23 protein-coding genes are annotated in these 17094 nt (G+C 49.1%); all 23 read left to right on the forward strand.

Annotated features, from left to right (window positions below; all coding sequences use genetic code 11):
* The first annotated feature begins 44 nt into the window (after window positions 1–44).
* Window positions 45–4244: a DNA-directed RNA polymerase subunit beta' gene (gene rpoC, locus ACFQNF_RS02485; RefSeq protein ID WP_380185860.1), complete on the forward strand. Its 4200-nt coding sequence runs from the start codon at window positions 45–47 to the stop codon at window positions 4242–4244.
* A gap of 384 nt (window positions 4245–4628) precedes the next feature.
* Window positions 4629–5003, forward strand: a complete 375-nt coding sequence (gene rpsL, locus ACFQNF_RS02490) for a 30S ribosomal protein S12 (protein ID WP_046351550.1) — start codon at window positions 4629–4631, stop codon at window positions 5001–5003.
* A gap of 111 nt (window positions 5004–5114) precedes the next feature.
* A complete protein-coding gene (rpsG, locus tag ACFQNF_RS02495; RefSeq protein WP_046351551.1) occupies window positions 5115–5585 on the forward strand; it encodes a 30S ribosomal protein S7 in 471 nt (156 codons plus the stop codon).
* Between the two features lie 27 nt (window positions 5586–5612).
* Window positions 5613–7712, forward strand: coding sequence for an elongation factor G (gene fusA, locus ACFQNF_RS02500; protein ID WP_380185862.1), 2100 nt, complete (start codon window positions 5613–5615; stop codon window positions 7710–7712).
* 26 nt (window positions 7713–7738) lie between these two features.
* Complete coding sequence (gene tuf / locus ACFQNF_RS02505) at window positions 7739–8929, forward strand: elongation factor Tu (protein WP_380185864.1); 1191 nt, start codon at window positions 7739–7741, stop codon at window positions 8927–8929.
* 12 nt (window positions 8930–8941) lie between these two features.
* Complete coding sequence (rpsJ, locus tag ACFQNF_RS02510; protein WP_046351554.1) at window positions 8942–9253, forward strand: 30S ribosomal protein S10; 312 nt, start codon at window positions 8942–8944, stop codon at window positions 9251–9253.
* A gap of 155 nt (window positions 9254–9408) precedes the next feature.
* Complete coding sequence (gene rplC, locus ACFQNF_RS02515) at window positions 9409–10053, forward strand: 50S ribosomal protein L3 (RefSeq protein ID WP_380185866.1); 645 nt, start codon at window positions 9409–9411, stop codon at window positions 10051–10053.
* A complete protein-coding gene (gene rplD, locus ACFQNF_RS02520; protein ID WP_380185868.1) occupies window positions 10053–10673 on the forward strand; it encodes a 50S ribosomal protein L4 in 621 nt (206 codons plus the stop codon). Before rplC ends, rplD begins: the two co-directional genes overlap by 1 nt.
* Window positions 10673–10975, forward strand: coding sequence for a 50S ribosomal protein L23 (rplW, locus tag ACFQNF_RS02525; protein WP_197433117.1), 303 nt, complete (start codon window positions 10673–10675; stop codon window positions 10973–10975). Before rplD ends, rplW begins: the two co-directional genes overlap by 1 nt.
* A gap of 12 nt (window positions 10976–10987) precedes the next feature.
* Entirely contained in the window at window positions 10988–11824 is an 837-nt protein-coding gene (gene rplB, locus ACFQNF_RS02530; protein WP_046351558.1) for a 50S ribosomal protein L2, read from the forward strand.
* A gap of 5 nt (window positions 11825–11829) precedes the next feature.
* Complete coding sequence (rpsS, locus tag ACFQNF_RS02535) at window positions 11830–12105, forward strand: 30S ribosomal protein S19 (protein ID WP_046351559.1); 276 nt, start codon at window positions 11830–11832, stop codon at window positions 12103–12105.
* Between the two features lie 9 nt (window positions 12106–12114).
* Complete coding sequence (gene rplV / locus ACFQNF_RS02540) at window positions 12115–12444, forward strand: 50S ribosomal protein L22 (RefSeq protein WP_046351560.1); 330 nt, start codon at window positions 12115–12117, stop codon at window positions 12442–12444.
* A 9-nt stretch (window positions 12445–12453) separates the two neighbouring features.
* Window positions 12454–13161 (forward strand): 30S ribosomal protein S3, encoded by a 708-nt coding sequence (gene rpsC, locus ACFQNF_RS02545; RefSeq protein ID WP_046351561.1) that lies wholly within the window; start codon window positions 12454–12456, stop codon window positions 13159–13161.
* On the forward strand, window positions 13145–13564 hold the full coding sequence (gene rplP, locus ACFQNF_RS02550) for a 50S ribosomal protein L16 (protein ID WP_046351562.1): 420 nt from the start codon (window positions 13145–13147) through the stop codon (window positions 13562–13564). Before rpsC ends, rplP begins: the two co-directional genes overlap by 17 nt.
* Window positions 13561–13749, forward strand: coding sequence for a 50S ribosomal protein L29 (gene rpmC, locus ACFQNF_RS02555; RefSeq protein ID WP_046351563.1), 189 nt, complete (start codon window positions 13561–13563; stop codon window positions 13747–13749). The genes rplP and rpmC overlap by 4 nt, the downstream gene beginning before the upstream one ends.
* Before the next feature lie 2 nt (window positions 13750–13751).
* Entirely contained in the window at window positions 13752–14012 is a 261-nt protein-coding gene (gene rpsQ / locus ACFQNF_RS02560; RefSeq protein ID WP_046351564.1) for a 30S ribosomal protein S17, read from the forward strand.
* A 186-nt stretch (window positions 14013–14198) separates the two neighbouring features.
* The gene (rplN, locus tag ACFQNF_RS02565; protein ID WP_046351565.1) at window positions 14199–14567 is read left to right on the forward strand and encodes a 50S ribosomal protein L14; all 369 of its coding nucleotides are present in this window, start codon (window positions 14199–14201) and stop codon (window positions 14565–14567) included.
* Between the two features lie 10 nt (window positions 14568–14577).
* On the forward strand, window positions 14578–14898 hold the full coding sequence (rplX, locus tag ACFQNF_RS02570; protein ID WP_380185869.1) for a 50S ribosomal protein L24: 321 nt from the start codon (window positions 14578–14580) through the stop codon (window positions 14896–14898).
* Window positions 14899–14911: 13 nt separating this feature from the next.
* Window positions 14912–15451: a 50S ribosomal protein L5 gene (gene rplE / locus ACFQNF_RS02575; protein WP_046351567.1), complete on the forward strand. Its 540-nt coding sequence runs from the start codon at window positions 14912–14914 to the stop codon at window positions 15449–15451.
* A 7-nt stretch (window positions 15452–15458) separates the two neighbouring features.
* A complete protein-coding gene (gene rpsN, locus ACFQNF_RS02580) occupies window positions 15459–15764 on the forward strand; it encodes a 30S ribosomal protein S14 (protein WP_046351568.1) in 306 nt (101 codons plus the stop codon).
* Between the two features lie 15 nt (window positions 15765–15779).
* A complete protein-coding gene (rpsH, locus tag ACFQNF_RS02585) occupies window positions 15780–16172 on the forward strand; it encodes a 30S ribosomal protein S8 (protein ID WP_046351569.1) in 393 nt (130 codons plus the stop codon).
* Between the two features lie 12 nt (window positions 16173–16184).
* On the forward strand, window positions 16185–16718 hold the full coding sequence (rplF, locus tag ACFQNF_RS02590) for a 50S ribosomal protein L6 (protein WP_046351570.1): 534 nt from the start codon (window positions 16185–16187) through the stop codon (window positions 16716–16718).
* A gap of 13 nt (window positions 16719–16731) precedes the next feature.
* Window positions 16732–17085, forward strand: a complete 354-nt coding sequence (gene rplR / locus ACFQNF_RS02595; RefSeq protein ID WP_046351571.1) for a 50S ribosomal protein L18 — start codon at window positions 16732–16734, stop codon at window positions 17083–17085.
* Window positions 17086–17094: the final 9 nt, after the last annotated feature.

Below are 17094 nucleotides of genomic sequence, written 5' to 3' on the forward strand. Positions count from 1 at the left end.
GCAGAGTGCCCGCCATACCCCGAACGCCTCACTGGAGTCAAAGAATGAAAGGCTTACTCGAACTCTTCAAGCAAGTTGCTGCAAATGAAGAATTTGATGCGATTAAGATCGGTCTGGCATCGCCAGAAAAAATCCGCTCTTGGTCGTTCGGCGAAGTAAAAAAGCCGGAAACCATTAACTACCGTACATTTAAGCCAGAACGTGATGGCTTATTTTGCGCGCGTATTTTTGGCCCAATCAAAGATTACGAATGCCTGTGCGGTAAGTACAAACGCCTGAAGCATCGTGGCGTGATCTGCGAGAAGTGCGGTGTGGAAGTGACCCTGTCCAAGGTTCGTCGCGACCGCATGGGACACATCGAGCTGGCTAGCCCGGTTGCACACATCTGGTTCTTGAAATCCCTGCCATCGCGCTTGGGTATGGTGCTTGATATCCCATTGCGTGATATCGAACGCGTACTTTACTTCGAAGGTTTTGTGGTGATCGAGCCAGGCATGACGCCGCTAACACGTGGCCAATTGCTGACTGAAGAAGATTACTTCAATAAAGTTGAAGAGTACGGTGACGAATTCGTAGCCCTGATGGGTGCGGAAGCGGTGCGTGAACTCTTGAAGAGCATGGATGTAGAAGACCAAATCACCACCCTGCGTGCTGAATTGTCCTCCACCGGCTCTGAAACCAAGATCAAGAAGATTTCCAAGCGCCTGAAAGTGCTGGAAGCCTTCCAACGTTCCGGCATCAAGCCAGAGTGGATGGTTTTGGAAGTTCTGCCTGTATTGCCGCCAGAATTACGTCCTTTAGTACCATTGGATGGTGGTCGTTTCGCTACTTCAGATCTGAATGATCTGTATCGTCGCGTAATTAACCGTAATAACCGTCTGAAGCGTCTTTTAGAATTGCGCGCACCTGAAATTATCGTGCGTAATGAAAAGCGTATGTTGCAAGAAGCGGTTGATTCCTTGCTCGATAACGGCCGTCGCGGTAAAGCGATGACGGGTGCGAACAAGCGTCCTCTTAAATCCTTGGCCGATATGATCAAGGGTAAGGGCGGTCGTTTCCGTCAGAACTTGCTGGGTAAGCGCGTAGATTATTCTGGTCGTTCGGTGATTACCGTTGGCCCGACACTGCGTCTGCATCAGTGCGGCTTGCCGAAACTGATGGGTCTGGAGCTGTTCAAACCATTTATTTTCCACAAGCTTGAAGTGCTTGGTCTTGCGACCACTATTAAAGCCGCGAAGAAAATGGTTGAAGCACAAGATCCAGTGGTTTGGGACATCTTGGAAGACGTGATTCGCGAACATCCGATTCTCTTGAACCGTGCGCCAACACTGCACCGCTTGGGTATTCAAGCGTTTGAGCCAGTGTTGATCGAAGGTAAAGCGATTCAACTGCATCCACTCGTCTGCGCGGCATTCAATGCCGACTTTGACGGTGACCAGATGGCTGTTCACGTTCCACTGAGCCTTGAAGCGCAGATGGAAGCACGCACCTTGATGCTGGCTTCTAACAACGTATTGTCGCCAGCAAACGGCGAGCCAATTATCGTTCCTTCGCAGGATATCGTGTTGGGTCTGTATTACATGACTCGTGAGCGTATCAATGCCAAGGGCGAGGGCATGTACCTGATCGACGTAAGCGAAGCAATGCGCGCTTATGCGAGCAAGGAAGTGACCTTGCAAACGCGTGTTGATATCCGTCTGAAAGAATGGGTACGAGACGAAGACGGCGAATGGCAAGCTCAGATGGTGCGTCGTAGCACCACGGTTGGTCGTGCGATCTTGTCTGAAATCCTGCCTAAGGGCTTGGACTTCAGCCATATCGATAAGGCACTGAAAAAGAAAGAAATTGGTAAGCTGATTAACGCTTCATTCCGCCGTTGCGGTTTGAAAGATACCGTTATTTTTGCTGATCAACTGATGTACACCGGTTTTGCTTATTCGACACGCGGCGGTATCTCGATTTGCGTTGACGATATGGTTGTGCCGGATAAAAAGGTTCAGCTTCTGGCTGAGTCCTACGCTGAAGTGCGCGAGATCGAGCATCAGTACAGCTCCGGTCTGGTGACTCAGGGTGAACGCTATAACAAGGTCGTGGATATCTGGGGTCGTGCCGGTGATCAGATTGCCAAAGCGATGATGGATCAGCTCGGTAAAGAGAAGGTCATCAACCGCGAAGGTAAAGAAGTCGATCAAGACTCGTTTAACTCAGTATTTATGATGGCCGATTCCGGTGCCCGCGGTTCTGCAGCGCAGATTCGTCAGTTGGCCGGTATGCGGGGTTTGATGGCTAAGCCGGACGGTTCGATTATTGAAACGCCGATTACTACCAACTTCCGTGAAGGCTTGACCGTTCTTCAGTACTTTATCTCTACCCACGGTGCACGTAAGGGTCTGGCAGATACGGCGCTGAAAACAGCGAACTCGGGTTACCTGACACGCCGTCTGGTTGACGTTACACAAGACTTGGTTGTGATCGAAGACGATTGCGGCACCAAGAACGGCGTAGTCATGAAGGCCGTTGTACAGGGTGGTGATGTGATTGAAGCCCTGCGTGATCGTATTCTGGGTCGCGTGGTCGTGCTTGATGTGATCGATCCTGTTACTCACGAAACAGTGTTCCCAGTAGGTACATTGCTGGGTGAAGACGAAGTAGAGGAAATCGAACTCCTTGGTGTTGACGAGGTTAAGGTTCGTACTCCGCTGTCTTGCGAAACACGTTATGGCCTGTGTGCCGCGTGTTACGGTCGTGACCTTGGTCGTGGTCATCTGGTGAATACCGGTGAAGCAGTGGGTGTCATCGCTGCTCAGTCGATTGGTGAGCCAGGTACACAGCTGACTATGCGTACCTTCCACATCGGGGGTGCGGCTTCTCGTGCGGCTGCGGCAACACAAGTAGAGTCGAAATCCAGCGGTAATATCGCGTACAGCCCTAATATGCGCTACGTGACCAATGCCAAGGGTGATCCAGTGGTGATTGCACGCTCTGCTGAAGTGATTGTTGTCGATGACAATGGTCGTGAGCGTGAACGTCACAAAGTGCCGTACGGCGCAACACTGACGGTTAAAGATGGCGATAGCATCAAAGCCGGTGGCGTACTGGGTACATGGGATCCGCACACTCGTCCAATTATTTCGGAATACGCCGGTCAGGTGAAGTTCGATAATGTGGAAGAGGGTATTACCGTAATGAAGCAGGTCGATGATGTGACCGGTCTTTCGACCTTGGTTGTTATCGATCCTAAGCGTAAAGGCGGTAAGGCAACTGGTGTACGTCCAATGGTTAAGTTATTGGATGAACGTGGTGGCGAAGTTAAAATGGCGGGTACTGACACCACCGTTATGATCGGTTTCCAAGTGGGTTGTATTATCACGGTGAAAGACGGTCAAGTGGTTGGTGTGGGTGATGTGTTGGCGCGTATTCCACAAGAATCTGCCAAGACTCGCGATATTACCGGGGGTCTGCCACGCGTTGCTGAGTTGTTTGAAGCGCGTATTCCGAAAGATCCGGGTATGCTGGCTGAAATTACCGGTACAGTTTCCTTTGGTAAAGAAACCAAGGGTAAACAGCGTTTAGTCTTAACGGATCTGGAAGGTGCGCCGCACGAATACCTGATCTTGAAAGAAAAACACGTACTGGTTCATGATGGTCAGGTTGTTAACCGTGGTGAAAGTATTGTTGACGGTGCGATTGATCCGCACGATATCTTGCGTCTGCAAGGGATCGAAGCGTTGTCACGCTATGTCGTACAAGAAGTGCAGGAAGTGTATCGTTTGCAGGGTGTGAAGATTAACGATAAGCATATTGAAGTGATTCTTCGTCAAATGTTACGTCGTGTCATCATTACTGATTCTGCAGATTCTGCCTTCATTCAGGGTGAGCAAGTTGAGCGTGCAGAAGTACTGACAGTGAACGATAAGTTGATTGCTGAGGGTAAGTTACCAGCAAGCTACGATAATGTTCTGTTAGGTATTACTAAAGCATCTCTGTCTACAGATTCGTTTATTTCAGCGGCTTCCTTCCAGGAAACCACGCGAGTGCTGACTGAAGCAGCCATCATGGGTAAAATTGATGACTTGCGCGGTCTGAAAGAAAACGTCATCGTAGGTCGCTTGATTCCTGCGGGTACTGGTTTAGCTTACCATCGTAATCGTAAGCGTCAGGCACCAGTTGTTGATCAACTGGCTGATATTTTTGCACCAACTGCAGAGGCTGAAACCGCTGCAAGTGGTGAAGTTGGGGTTTAACGATCATCAGCTTGTCTTGACGACAAGCACTTGATTTCAATAGAATCCTGTACTTTTACACAACGCTCAGCTTTGCTGGGCGTTGTGTACTTCTTTTTTTGATGTGGTTATCCCTGTTTTATTTGTTTTAAAAATGAAGAAATGAGCCCGTGGTGGTTAGCGAAAAGCAGGACTAATAACAGACTTAATGCTTTGATTTTATTGTAAATAAAAACAGCGCCTCATTAAATGAAGAAGTAGTTGTGAGTAGTAGCCAGTGGTAAAACAAAGAAACAAGCATGTGGTGGCCGGCGCAAGCTGACTGATAATATGTTTAATGCTTTGTCATAAATATGAAGAAGTAGTAAGTGCCCTACGGGGATTTTTAACCTAAGGAAGTAATCAATGCCAACGATTAACCAGCTCGTCCGTAAAGGTCGTGTGCAGGAAAAAGCAAAGAGCAAAGTGCCAGCTCTTGAGTCTTGCCCGCAAAAACGTGGCGTATGCACTCGTGTATACACAACCACTCCTAAGAAGCCTAACTCAGCGCTTCGTAAAGTTTGTAAAGTTCGCTTAACCAATGGTTTCGAAGTTATTTCGTACATCGGTGGTGAAGGCCATAATCTGCAGGAACACAGCGTTGTGCTGATCCGCGGCGGTCGTGTTAAGGATTTGCCGGGTGTGCGTTACCACACAGTACGCGGCTCCTTGGATACTGCTGGCGTTAAGGGTCGTAAACAGTCGCGTTCCAAGTACGGTACTAAGCGTCCAAAGGCTTAATTGCCACTGGACGGTCGGCGAGTCCCATTTGGGCCGTCGAGTAAGTGGTCGTCTTGATGGGCGACCGAGGGGCTAAGCCCCGACTGAATGAAATATTAAGGATAGAGAATTATGCCTAGACGCAGAGAAGTACCGAAACGTGACGTTTTACCGGATCCAAAATTTGGTAGCCAAGAACTGACTAAGTTCATGAACGTTGTAATGATGGATGGCAAGAAAGCGGTTGCAGAGCGTATCGTTTACGGTGCACTTGTACAAATCGAGAAAAAAACTGGCAAGTCACCGCTGGAAGTGTTCTCCGCTGCAATCGGTAATGCTAAGCCAATGGTTGAAGTTAAAAGCCGTCGTGTTGGTGGTGCAAACTATCAAGTACCAGTCGAAGTCCGTCCTAGCCGTCGTTTGGCATTGGCGATGCGTTGGGTTCGTGATGCGGCTCGTAAACGTGGTGAAAAGTCGATGGATCTGCGTCTGGCAGGCGAACTCCTCGATGCGGCTGAAGGCCGTGGTGGCGCTATGAAGAAGCGTGACGAAGTACACCGCATGGCAGAAGCGAATAAAGCGTTCGCTCACTACCGCTTCTAATCGCGTAACTCGGACAAGGAATATCCCGTGGCACGTAAGACTTCTATTGAGCATTACCGTAATATTGGTATTTCTGCTCACATCGACGCCGGTAAAACGACGACGACCGAACGCGTTTTGTTCTACACCGGTGTAAACCACAAGATCGGTGAAGTGCATGACGGCGCAGCAACAATGGACTGGATGGAGCAAGAGCAGGAGCGTGGTATCACGATTACTTCTGCTGCGACAACTACGTTCTGGAAAGGCATGGCGCAACAGTACCCAGAACACCGCATTAACATCATCGACACTCCAGGCCACGTTGACTTCACTATTGAAGTTGAGCGCTCAATGCGCGTTCTGGATGGTGCTTGCATGGTTTACTGCGCTGTGGGTGGTGTTCAACCTCAGTCTGAAACCGTATGGCGTCAAGCTAATAAATACAAAGTTCCACGTCTTGCTTTCGTAAACAAGATGGACCGTCAAGGTGCTAACTTCTTCCGTGTTGTTGAGCAGATGAAGATTCGCCTGAAAGCTAACCCAGTGCCGGTTGTTATCCCGGTTGGCGCTGAAGATGGCTTTACTGGTGTGGTCGACCTGATCAAGATGAAGTCAATCTTGTGGGACGAAGCATCGCAAGGTATGAAGTTTGAGTACGGTGAGATTCCTGCCGAATTACTTGAATTGGCGAAAACATGGCGCGAAAACATGGTAGAAGCCGCTGCTGAATCATCTGAAGAGATGATGAACAAATACCTTGAAGAAGGTGATTTGAGCGAAGCTGATATCGTAGCTGGCCTGCGTATTCGTACCTTAGCATGCGAAATCCAGCCTATGTTGTGCGGTAGCGCGTTCAAGAACAAGGGTGTGCAACGCATGCTCGACGCAGTGATTGACTTCATGCCGTCTCCGATTGAAGTGGCTGCGATTACGGGTGTGAACCATAAAGAAGAGCCTATCACTCGCGAAGCGTCTGATACTGCTCCATTCTCTGCACTTGCATTCAAGTTGATGAGCGATCCTTATGTTGGTCAGCTGACCTTCTTCCGTGTTTACTCTGGTATCGTGAAGTCTGGCGATACCGTGTTGAATTCGGTTAAAGATAAGAAAGAGCGTATTGGCCGTATCGTGCAAATGCACGCAAACGATCGTCAAGAAATTGATGAAGTTTATGCGGGAGATATCGCGGCTGCGATTGGCTTGAAAGATGTAACTACGGGTGAGACTTTATGTGCGCCAAGTGACTTCATTATCTTGGAACGCATGGTGTTCCCAGAGCCAGTGATTCACGTTGCGGTTGAGCCTAAAACAAAGCCAGACCAAGAGAAGATGGGTATTGCCCTGAATCGCTTGGCGAAAGAAGATCCTTCTTTCCGTGTGCGTACTGACGAAGAAACCGGCCAGACAATTATGTCGGGCATGGGTGAGTTGCACTTAGAAATTCTGGTTGACCGCATGCGTCGTGAATTTGGCGTTGAAGCGAACGTGGGTGCTCCGCAAGTTGCATACCGCGAAACCATTACCCGCATCGCTGCCGATGTTGAAGGTAAGCACGCGAAACAGTCTGGCGGTAAAGGTCAATACGGTCATTGCGTGATTACAGTTGAGCCGGCTGGTGAAGGCAACGGTTATTCCTTCTCTGATGAAGTTAAGGGCGGCTCAATTCCTCGTGAATTTATCCCTTCGGTGGATAAGGGTATCCAAAACACATTGAAAGCGGGTGTGTTGGCTGGTTTCCCAGTGGTTGACGTTAAGGTTCGTCTGACGTTTGGTTCGTACCATGATGTTGACTCTTCACAACTTGCGTTTGAACTTGCGGGTTCGATTGCATTTAAAGAAGCGATGCGTCGTGCTGGTGCCGTTATTCTTGAGCCAATGATGGCTGTAGAAGTCGAAACACCAGAAGAGTACATGGGCGACATCATGGGCGATATCTCGTCCCGCCGTGGCATCTTGCAAGGTATGGATGATAATCCTGCTGGTGGCAAGATGGTTAAGGCTGAGTTGCCTCTTTCCGAGATGTTTGGTTACTCGACTCGCTTGCGCTCAATGTCGCAAGGTCGTGCAACTTACTCTATGGAATTCAAGCACTACTCCGAAGCGCCGAAGCATGTGGCTGACGCGATTATTGCGAACAAAAAATAATCATATAATTTAAAGGATCTATAGCAATGGCAAAAGAAAAGTTTACGCGCACAAAGCCACACGTTAACGTTGGTACAATTGGTCACGTTGACCATGGTAAGACCACACTGACAGCGGCAATTTCGACTATCTTGTCGAAGAAATTCGGTGGCGAAGCGAAAGATTACTCGCAAATCGATAGCGCTCCTGAAGAAAAAGCACGCGGTATTACTATTAATACTTCACACGTTGAGTATGAGACAGAAACACGTCACTACGCTCACGTTGACTGCCCAGGTCACGCGGATTACATCAAGAACATGATTACTGGTGCTGCGCAGATGGATGGCGCGATCTTGGTATGTTCAGCGGCTGATGGTCCTATGCCACAAACTCGTGAGCACATCTTGTTGGCTCGTCAAGTTGGCGTTCCATACATCATTGTTTACCTGAATAAAGCTGACTTGGTTGATGATGCTGAATTGCTTGAATTGGTAGACATGGAAGTTCGTGAGCTGCTGAGCAAGTATGACTTCCCTGGTGACGACACTCCAATTATTGTTGGTTCTGCTCGTATGGCCCTGGAAGGTGATCAGTCTGAGCATGGCGAGCCATCTATTTTCCGTCTTGCTGATGCGCTTGATTCATACATTCCATTGCCAGAACGTGCTGTTGATGGCGCGTTCCTGATGCCAGTTGAAGATGTATTCTCTATCTCAGGTCGCGGTACTGTTGTGACTGGTCGTGTTGAGCGCGGCGTTGTTAAAGTCGGCGAAGAAATCGAAATTGTTGGTATCACCACAACAGTTAAGACAACATGTACTGGTGTTGAAATGTTCCGTAAGCTGCTTGATCAAGGTCAAGCTGGCGATAACATCGGTGCATTGCTTCGTGGTACTAAGCGTGAAGACGTTCAGCGTGGTCAAGTATTGGCTAAGCCAGGTTCGATCACTCCGCACACTAAGTTTGAAGGTTCTGTATACGTTCTGTCGAAAGATGAGGGTGGTCGTCACACTCCATTCTTTAACGGCTACCGTCCACAGTTCTTCTTCCGTACAACTGACGTAACAGGTTCAGTTGATTTGCCAGAAGGTACTGAAATGGTGATGCCAGGTGATAACGTTGAAGTTACCGTTACCCTGATCGCTCCAGTTGCTATGGAACAAGGTCTACGCTTCGCTATTCGCGAAGGTGGTCGTACTGTTGGCGCTGGTGTAGTTGCCAAAGTCCTCGTTTAAAGGCTTGTGAAAATGCAAAACCAAAAAATTCGTATCCGTCTGAAAGCTTTTGACTACGCTTTGATCGATCGTTCGGCGCAGGAAATTGTTGATACGGCTAAGCGTACTGGTGCAGTTGTTAAGGGTCCAGTTCCGCTTCCTACTAAGATTGAGCGTTTTGACATTCTGAGCTCTCCACACGTTAATAAAATGGCGCGTGATCAGATGGAAATTCGTACGCACCTGCGTTTAATGGACATTGTCAATCCAACAGACAAAACCGTTGATGCGCTGATGAAGCTGGATCTTCCAGCTGGTGTAGACGTAGAAATCAAGCTGCAGTAATCGACAAACAAAGTTTTTTTCTGTAATGCACGCTAAGTGCTTGCGGTAAAAGGAAAACTTTGCTAAAGTCGCGGGCTTGCCACTTAAGGGTGGCAAGCCTTTTTTACTTTAGGTTTAGCCGGTCAATCGTAATCGGCCCTGAAAGGGATATAACTATGAGCTTAGGACTTGTCGGACGTAAAGTCGGCATGACCCGCGTTTTTGCTGAGGATGGTGCTTCCATTCCGGTAACAGTGCTGGACATGTCTGCTAATCGCGTTACGCAAATCAAGACGCTGGAAACTGATGGCTATACGGCTGTTCAGGTAACTTTCGGCGCAAAGAAAGCTAGTCGTGTTAACAAGGCTCAAGCTGGCCACTTTGCGAAAGCAGGCGTGGAAGCGGGTTTGGGTTTGGTTGAATTTGACGTCACTGCTGAGAAATTGGCAGAATTGAAGGCTGGTGATCAGCTTTCAGTTGAGATGTTTGCGACTGGTTCTTATGTTGATGTAACTGGTACAACGCTAGGTAAGGGTTTTGCTGGTGTTATTAAACGTCACCATTTCTCTTCCAACCGTGCCTCCCACGGTAACTCGCGCTCGCATAATACGCCGGGTTCCATTGGTCAAGCGCAAGATCCGGGTCGCGTTTTTCCTGGTAAGCGCATGGCAGGTCAACTGGGTAACGTTCAACGTACCACCCAGAACTTGGAAATCGTCCGTGTCGATGCCGAACGTCAATTGCTGTTAGTTAAGGGCGCTGTTCCTGGCTGCAAAGGCAATGACGTGGTTGTTCGTCCGAGTGTGAAGGCAGGTGCGTAATGGATCTTAAAGTCATCAATGCTGCCGGCGAGGCGCAAGCCGCTGTCGCTGGTTCAGATGCACTGTTCGCACGCGAATTCAACGAAGCGCTGGTTCACCAAGTTGTGACAGCTTACTTCGCGAATGCTCGTAGCGGCAATCGTGCTCAAAAAGGTCGTGATAACGTAAGTCACTCGACCAAAAAGCCTTGGAAGCAGAAGGGTACAGGCCGTGCTCGTGCTGGTATGAGTTCCTCCCCGCTATGGCGTGGTGGTGGTCGTGCTTTCCCGAATAGCCCGGATGAGAACTTCTCACAAAAGGTTAACCGTAAGATGTTCCGTGCTGGTATCGCGACCATTCTGTCGCAACTGGTTCGTGAAGAGCGTCTTGTGGTGGTGGAAAGCTTCACAGCTGAAACACCAAAAACTAAGGCTTTCGCACTGCAATTGGCTGCTATGCAGTTGGATTCCGTGTTGATTATCACCAAAGAGCTGGATGAAAACTTGTACCTTGCGTCGCGTAATCTTGCGCACGTTCTGGTGCTTGAGCCATCGCAAGCTGATCCAGTGAGCCTCGTTCGTTATAAGAAAGTGGTTATCACTCGTGAAGCACTGCAAGCTTTTGAGGAGTTGTACGCATGATGCAATTCTCTGAAAATCGTCTGCTTCAAGTTCTTTTGGCACCTATCGTGTCAGAAAAGACCACTTTTGTGGCTGAAAAGAATGATCAAGTTGTTTTCCGTGTATCTACGGACGCTACTAAGGCAGAAATCAAGGCCGCTGTTGAACTTCTCTTTAAAGTGAAGGTTGAAGGCGTGTCGACATTGAATGTCAAGGGCAAGGGCAAGAAATTTGGTCGTACCGTAGGTCGTCGCAAGGACTGGAAAAAGGCTTACATTAGCCTTGCTGCAGGCCAAGAACTCGACCTCGCGGCAGCGCAGTAAAGGAGACTGAAAATGGCATTGGTAAAAGTAAAACCGACGTCCCCCGGTCGCCGCGCCGTCGTCAAGGTTGTGACCCCAGATCTACACAAAGGTGCGCCGTACGCTCCTTTGCTCGAGTCGCAAAGCAAGACAGCTGGGCGTAACAACCGTGGTGTGATTACAACCCGTCATATGGGTGGTGGTCACAAACAGCATTATCGTCTAATCGACTTTAAGCGTAATGATAAAGACGGTATCGTAGCTCGTGTAGAGCGTCTTGAATACGATCCTAACCGTACTGCTAACATCGCCTTGCTTTGTTACACAGACGGCACACGTCGCTACATTATCGCTCCTAAAGGCCTTAAGGCTGATATGACCGTTATTTCTGGCTCGGATGCGCCGATTAAGGTGGGTAATACCCTTCCTATTCGCAATATCCCGGTTGGTTCGACGATCCATTGCATTGAAATGCAGCCAGGTAAAGGCGCGCAAATTGCTCGCTCCGCTGGCGCTGGTGTTCAGTTGCTGGCTCGTGAAGGTGCTTATGCTCAGTTGCGTCTGCGCTCTGGCGAAATCCGCAAGGTTCACGTTGACTGCCGCGCAACAATCGGTGAAGTAGGTAACGAAGAGCATAATCTTCGCTCCTACGGTAAAGCAGGTGCTAAGCGTTGGTTGGGTATTCGTCCAACTGTACGTGGTACTGCTATGAATCCGGTTGATCACCCGCACGGTGGTGGTGAAGGTCGTACTGGTGAAGGTCGTGTTCCAGTAAGTCCATGGGGCCAGCCTGCTAAGGGCTATCGCACTCGTCGCAACAAGCGCACAAGCAATATGATCGTGCGTCGTCGTCCCGCGAACAAGAGGTAATGTAAATGGCACGTTCTATTAAAAAAGGCCCATTCGTTGACCTGCACCTGATTAAAAAGGTGGAAACTGCCCGCGCGGCGAACGACAAGCGTCCAGTGAAAACTTGGTCACGCCGTTCTACTGTGTTGCCAGACTTCGTTGGTCTGACAATTGCGGTTCACAATGGTAAGCAGCACGTTCCAGTATATGTGAACGAAAACATGGTTGGACACAAGCTGGGCGAGTTCGCACTCACCCGCACGTTCAAAGGCCATGCTGCGGACAAAAAAGCCAAGCGATAAGGTGAAGACATGCAAGTATCTGCTGTATTAAGCAACACTCGCCTCTCCGCCCAAAAAGCGCGGCTGGTCGCTGACCTAGTCCGTGGCAAGCCGGTAGAGCAGGCGTTGAACATCTTGGCCTTCTGCCCTAAAAAGGGTGCTGTATTAATTAAGAAGGTTCTGGAATCCGCTATTGCCAATGCTGAGCACAATGAAGGCGCCGATATCGACGCACTCAAAGTGACCACAATTTTTGTGGATAAGGGACCTTCTCTTAAGCGTTTCAGCGCACGTGCCAAAGGCCGTGGCAATCGTATCGAGAAGCAAACTTGCCACATCACATTGATTGTTGGCGATTAAGGAGCGACTATGGGTCAGAAAGTTCATCCGACGGGTTTTCGTCTCGCCGTCACTAAGAACTGGGCTTCGCGTTGGTACGCCAACAGTAGCAATTTTGCCGGTATGCTCAATGAAGATATCGCTGTACGCGATTATCTGAAAAAGAAACTGGCCAGTGCTTCAGTGAGTCGTGTCGTAATCGAGCGTCCGGCTAAGAATGCCAAAATCACTATTTTCACGGCTCGTCCTGGTGTGGTGATTGGTAAGAAGGGTGAGGATATTGAGCAGCTTAAGAAAGCGCTGCAAAAAATCCTGAATGTGCCCGTGCATGTAAATATCGAAGAAGTGCGCAAGCCTGAAATCGATGCGCAGATTATTGCCGACAGCATTTCTGCACAGCTTGAAAAGCGTGTGATGTTCCGTCGCGCTATGAAGCGTGCTATGCAAAACGCGATGCGTCTTGGTGCTCAAGGTATCAAGATTATGTCGTCAGGTCGCTTGAACGGCATCGAAATTGCACGTTGTGAGTGGTATCGTGAAGGCCGTGTGCCTTTGCATACTCTTCGTGCTGATATCGACTACGCGACTTCTGAAGCCAAAACCACCTACGGTATCATTGGTATCAAGGTTTGGGTTTATAAAGGCGAAATGAAGCCGGGCGAAAAGGCCGCTGAAGTAGCGCCTGAAGCTCAGAAGAAAAACGCACGGAAGGGGCCTCGCAATGCTGCAGCCAACTAGACTTAAGTATCGCAAGGTCCAGAAGGGCCGTAACACGGGTATTGCTACTCGTGGTAACAGCGTTGCTTTTGGTGTGTTTGGGCTCAAGGCCACTAGTCGTGGTCGTCTGACGGCTCGTCAGATCGAATCCGCACGTCGTGCGATTACCCGTTATATTAAACGTGGTGGTCGTGTATGGATTCGTACGTTCCCAGATAAGCCAATCTCTACCAAGCCCGCTGAAGTTCGAATGGGTAATGGTAAGGGTAGCCCGGATTACTGGGTTGCTGAGATTCAACCAGGCAAAGTATTGTATGAGTTGGATGGTGTAGATGAAGCAGTTGCACGTGAGGCTTTCCGCCTTGCATCTGCTAAGTTGCCATTCGCGACTACCTTTGTCACTCGTCAGGCGGGACAACGATGAAAGCTGCTGAACTACATCAGAAATCTGTTGAAGAGCTGAAGGCTGAGTTGACCGCATTGTTGAAGGCGCAGTTTAGCTTGCGTATGCAGCATGCGACGGGTCAACTGGCGAAGCCAAGCGAACTCAACCGTGTGCGCAAAGATATTGCGCGCGTTCATACCATCATGGCTCAGAAGGCGGCGTAACGATGTCTGAAGCTAAACTGAAGCGCGAACTGACAGGCCGTATCGTCAGCGACAAAATGGATAAGACTGTTACCGTGTTGGTAGAGCGTCTGGTTAAACACCCGCTCTACGGCAAGATGATGCGTCGTTCCAAAAAATACCATGCACACGACGAAAGCAATCAATATCACGAGGGTGATTTGGTTACGATCCAAGAAATTCGTCCACTATCCAAGACTAAAAATTGGGCTGTGACGACGCTGGTAGAAAAAGCTCGTAATTAATATTTAATACGTGCTTGCGCGGGTATTGTGCTTTATGTACAATGCCCGCTTTCTTATCCATATATAACATCTTGTTGTGTATGGAGTTCTTCCCTACGGGATCCAAAACTAGCTGCTAATGCTCGGTTTTGCCGAGCGACTCGGTCTTGCCGAGATAATGGCGGAAAAAGTTGGAGGTTTGTTTCAATGATTCAAATGCAAACTAGGCTTGAAGTTGCCGATAACACTGGTGCACGTTCTGTAATGTGCATTAAGGTTCTTGGTGGATCCAAGCGTCGCTACGCTTCGGTGGGCGATATTATTAAAGTTGCCATTAAAGATGCAGCCCCTCGCGGCCGTGTTAAAAAAGGTGATGTTTATAGCGCCGTAGTGGTTCGCACCGCTAAGGGCGTACGCCGTGCTGATGGTTCGCTGATTAAGTTTGACGGCAACGCTGCAGTTCTCCTTAACGCCAAGCTTGAGCCAATTGGTACCCGTATTTTTGGGCCAGTGACTCGTGAGCTGCGCAATGAACGATTTATGAAGATCGTTTCACTTGCGCCAGAAGTGTTGTAAGGGGACGGGCATGAACAAGATTCGCAAAGGCGATGAAATCATCGTTATCACAGGCAAGGACAACGGCAAGCGCGGTACAGTGCTGCGCGTAATCCCGGCTGAAGATCGTGTTTTGGTTGAAGGCGTGAATGTGGTGAAAAAACACCAAAAGCCTAATCCAATGCGCGGTGTACAGGGCGGTATTGTCGAAAAGACTATGCCGGTTCACATTTCTAATGTTGCCTTGTTTAACACTGCAACGGGCAAGGCTGATCGCGTTGGCTTCAAGACTCTAGAGGATGGCCGTAAGGTTCGTTTCTTTAAGTCTAGTGGCGAAGTGGTTGGCGGCTAAGGGGTGATGAAAAATGGCACGTCTGCAAGAGTTTTATAAAGATCAAGTAATTCCGAAACTGGTTGAACAGTTCGGTTACAAGTCCATCATGCAAGTTCCACGCATCGACAAAATCACCATTAACATGGGTGTTGGCGAAGCGATTGCGGATAAGAAAGTGATGGATCATGCTGTTGGTGATTTGGTGAAGATTGCTGGTCAAAAGCCGGTTGTTACTGTAGCTAAAAAGTCGATTGCTGGTTTTAAGATTCGTGAAGGTTATCCGGTTGGCTGCAAAGTGACTTTGCGTCGCGAACGCATGTTCGAATTCTTGGATCGTCTGGTAACGATTGCTCTGCCACGTGTACGTGACTTCCGCGGCGTGAGTGGTAAATCGTTTGACGGTCGTGGCAATTTCAACATGGGCGTACGTGAGCAAATCATTTTCCCAGAAATCGAATACGATAAGATTGATGCTTTGCGTGGTATGAATATTACGATTACCACTACAGCTAAATCTGATGAAGAAGCGCGTGCTTTACTCGCTTGCTTCAAATTCCCATTCAAGAGTTGAGGCAACCATGGCTAAAGTCGCAGTGATTAAGCGTGAGGAAAAGCGTCGTGCAACCGTCGCCAAGTACGCCGCCAAGCGTGAAAAGCTGATGGCGGTCATCAATGACCAGAATGCATCTGACGAAGAGCGTTTTGCTGCTCGTTTGCAATTCCAGCAGCTTCCGCGTAATGCAAGCCCGGTACGTCTAGTAAATCGTTGTTCGATTACTGGTCGTGGTCGTGGCGTGTATCGCAAATTCGGACTCGGCCGTATCAAGCTACGTGAACTCGCCTTCAAGGGTGAAGTTCCTGGCATGGTCAAGGCTAGCTGGTAATAGGAGAGATAAAACATGGCAATGCATGATCCTATCGCCGATATGCTAACCCGTATTCGCAACGCACAACGCGCGGACAAGGCACAAGTTACAATGCCGTCGTCCACGCTGAAGTTAGCAATTGCTGGCGTGTTGCAAGATGAAGGTTATATCGAATCGTTTGAAGTCGCAGGTGAAGTTAAGCCTGTTCTGACCATCGAACTCAAGTACTACGCTGGTCGTCCGGTTATCGAGCGTTTGGACCGTGTGTCCAAGCCGGGTCTGCGCATCTACAAAGGTGCAACAGAAATCCCAACGGTGATGAACGGTCTGGGTGTGGCTATTTTGTCCACCTCCAAAGGCGTAATGACAGATCGCAAAGCACGTGCCAATGGTATTGGTGGCGAGCTTCTGTGCGTCGTCGCTTAAAGAGGTGAATCGATGTCTCGCGTAGCAAAAAACCCCGTAGTTATCCCAGCAGGCGTAGAAGTTAAGTTCGCTGCTGGTGAAATCGTTGTGAAGGGCCCGCACGGCACAATGACGCAAACTCTTTGCGTTGATGTGGATGTTAAGGTTGAGGACAATGCAGTTCAATTTGCCGCTAAGAGTGCATCTAAGCATGCTCGCTCTATGTCCGGTACTTTGCGTGCGTTGGTAAACAACATGGTAAACGGCGTTTCTAAAGGCTTTGAGCGTAAGCTCTTGCTGGTTGGCGTTGGTTATCGTGCTCAAGCTCAAGGCGATGTCTTGAACCTGACTCTCGGCTTTTCTCACCCAGTTGCGCATACAATGCCAGCGGGTGTGAAGGTGGAAACTCCGACACAAACCGAAATCGTCCTCAAGGGCGCCGACAAGCAACTGGTTGGTCAGGTTGCAGCCGAAATTCGTGAATATCGTAAACCAGAGCCATATAAAGGCAAGGGCGTACGTTATTCCGATGAGGTTGTCGTATTGAAAGAAACCAAGAAGAAGTAATCGAGGCTGAATCATGGACAAGAACCAAGCTCGACTCCGCCGCGCACGTAAAACCCGTGCAAAGATTTCGGAGCTCAAGATGTTGCGTCTGTCGGTGCACCGCACCAACAGTCACATCTACGCCCAGATCATCGACGAAACCGGTAGCAAAGTACTGGTTTCTGCTTCAACTCTTGAAGCAGATGTTCGTGGCCAAATCAAGAATGGCGGCTCTGTTGATGCCGCAGTCGTGATTGGCAAGCGTATCGCAGAAAAAGCGAAAGCTGCAGGTGTCGAAACGGTTGCATTTGACCGTTCCGGCTTCAAATATCACGGCCGTGTTAAGGCCTTAGCTGATGCCGCTCGTGAGGGCGGCCTCGTCTTCTAATTGAGTTTG

This window comes from Iodobacter arcticus, assembly GCF_042664895.1.
GTDB lineage: Bacteria > Pseudomonadota > Gammaproteobacteria > Burkholderiales > Chitinibacteraceae > Iodobacter > Iodobacter arcticus.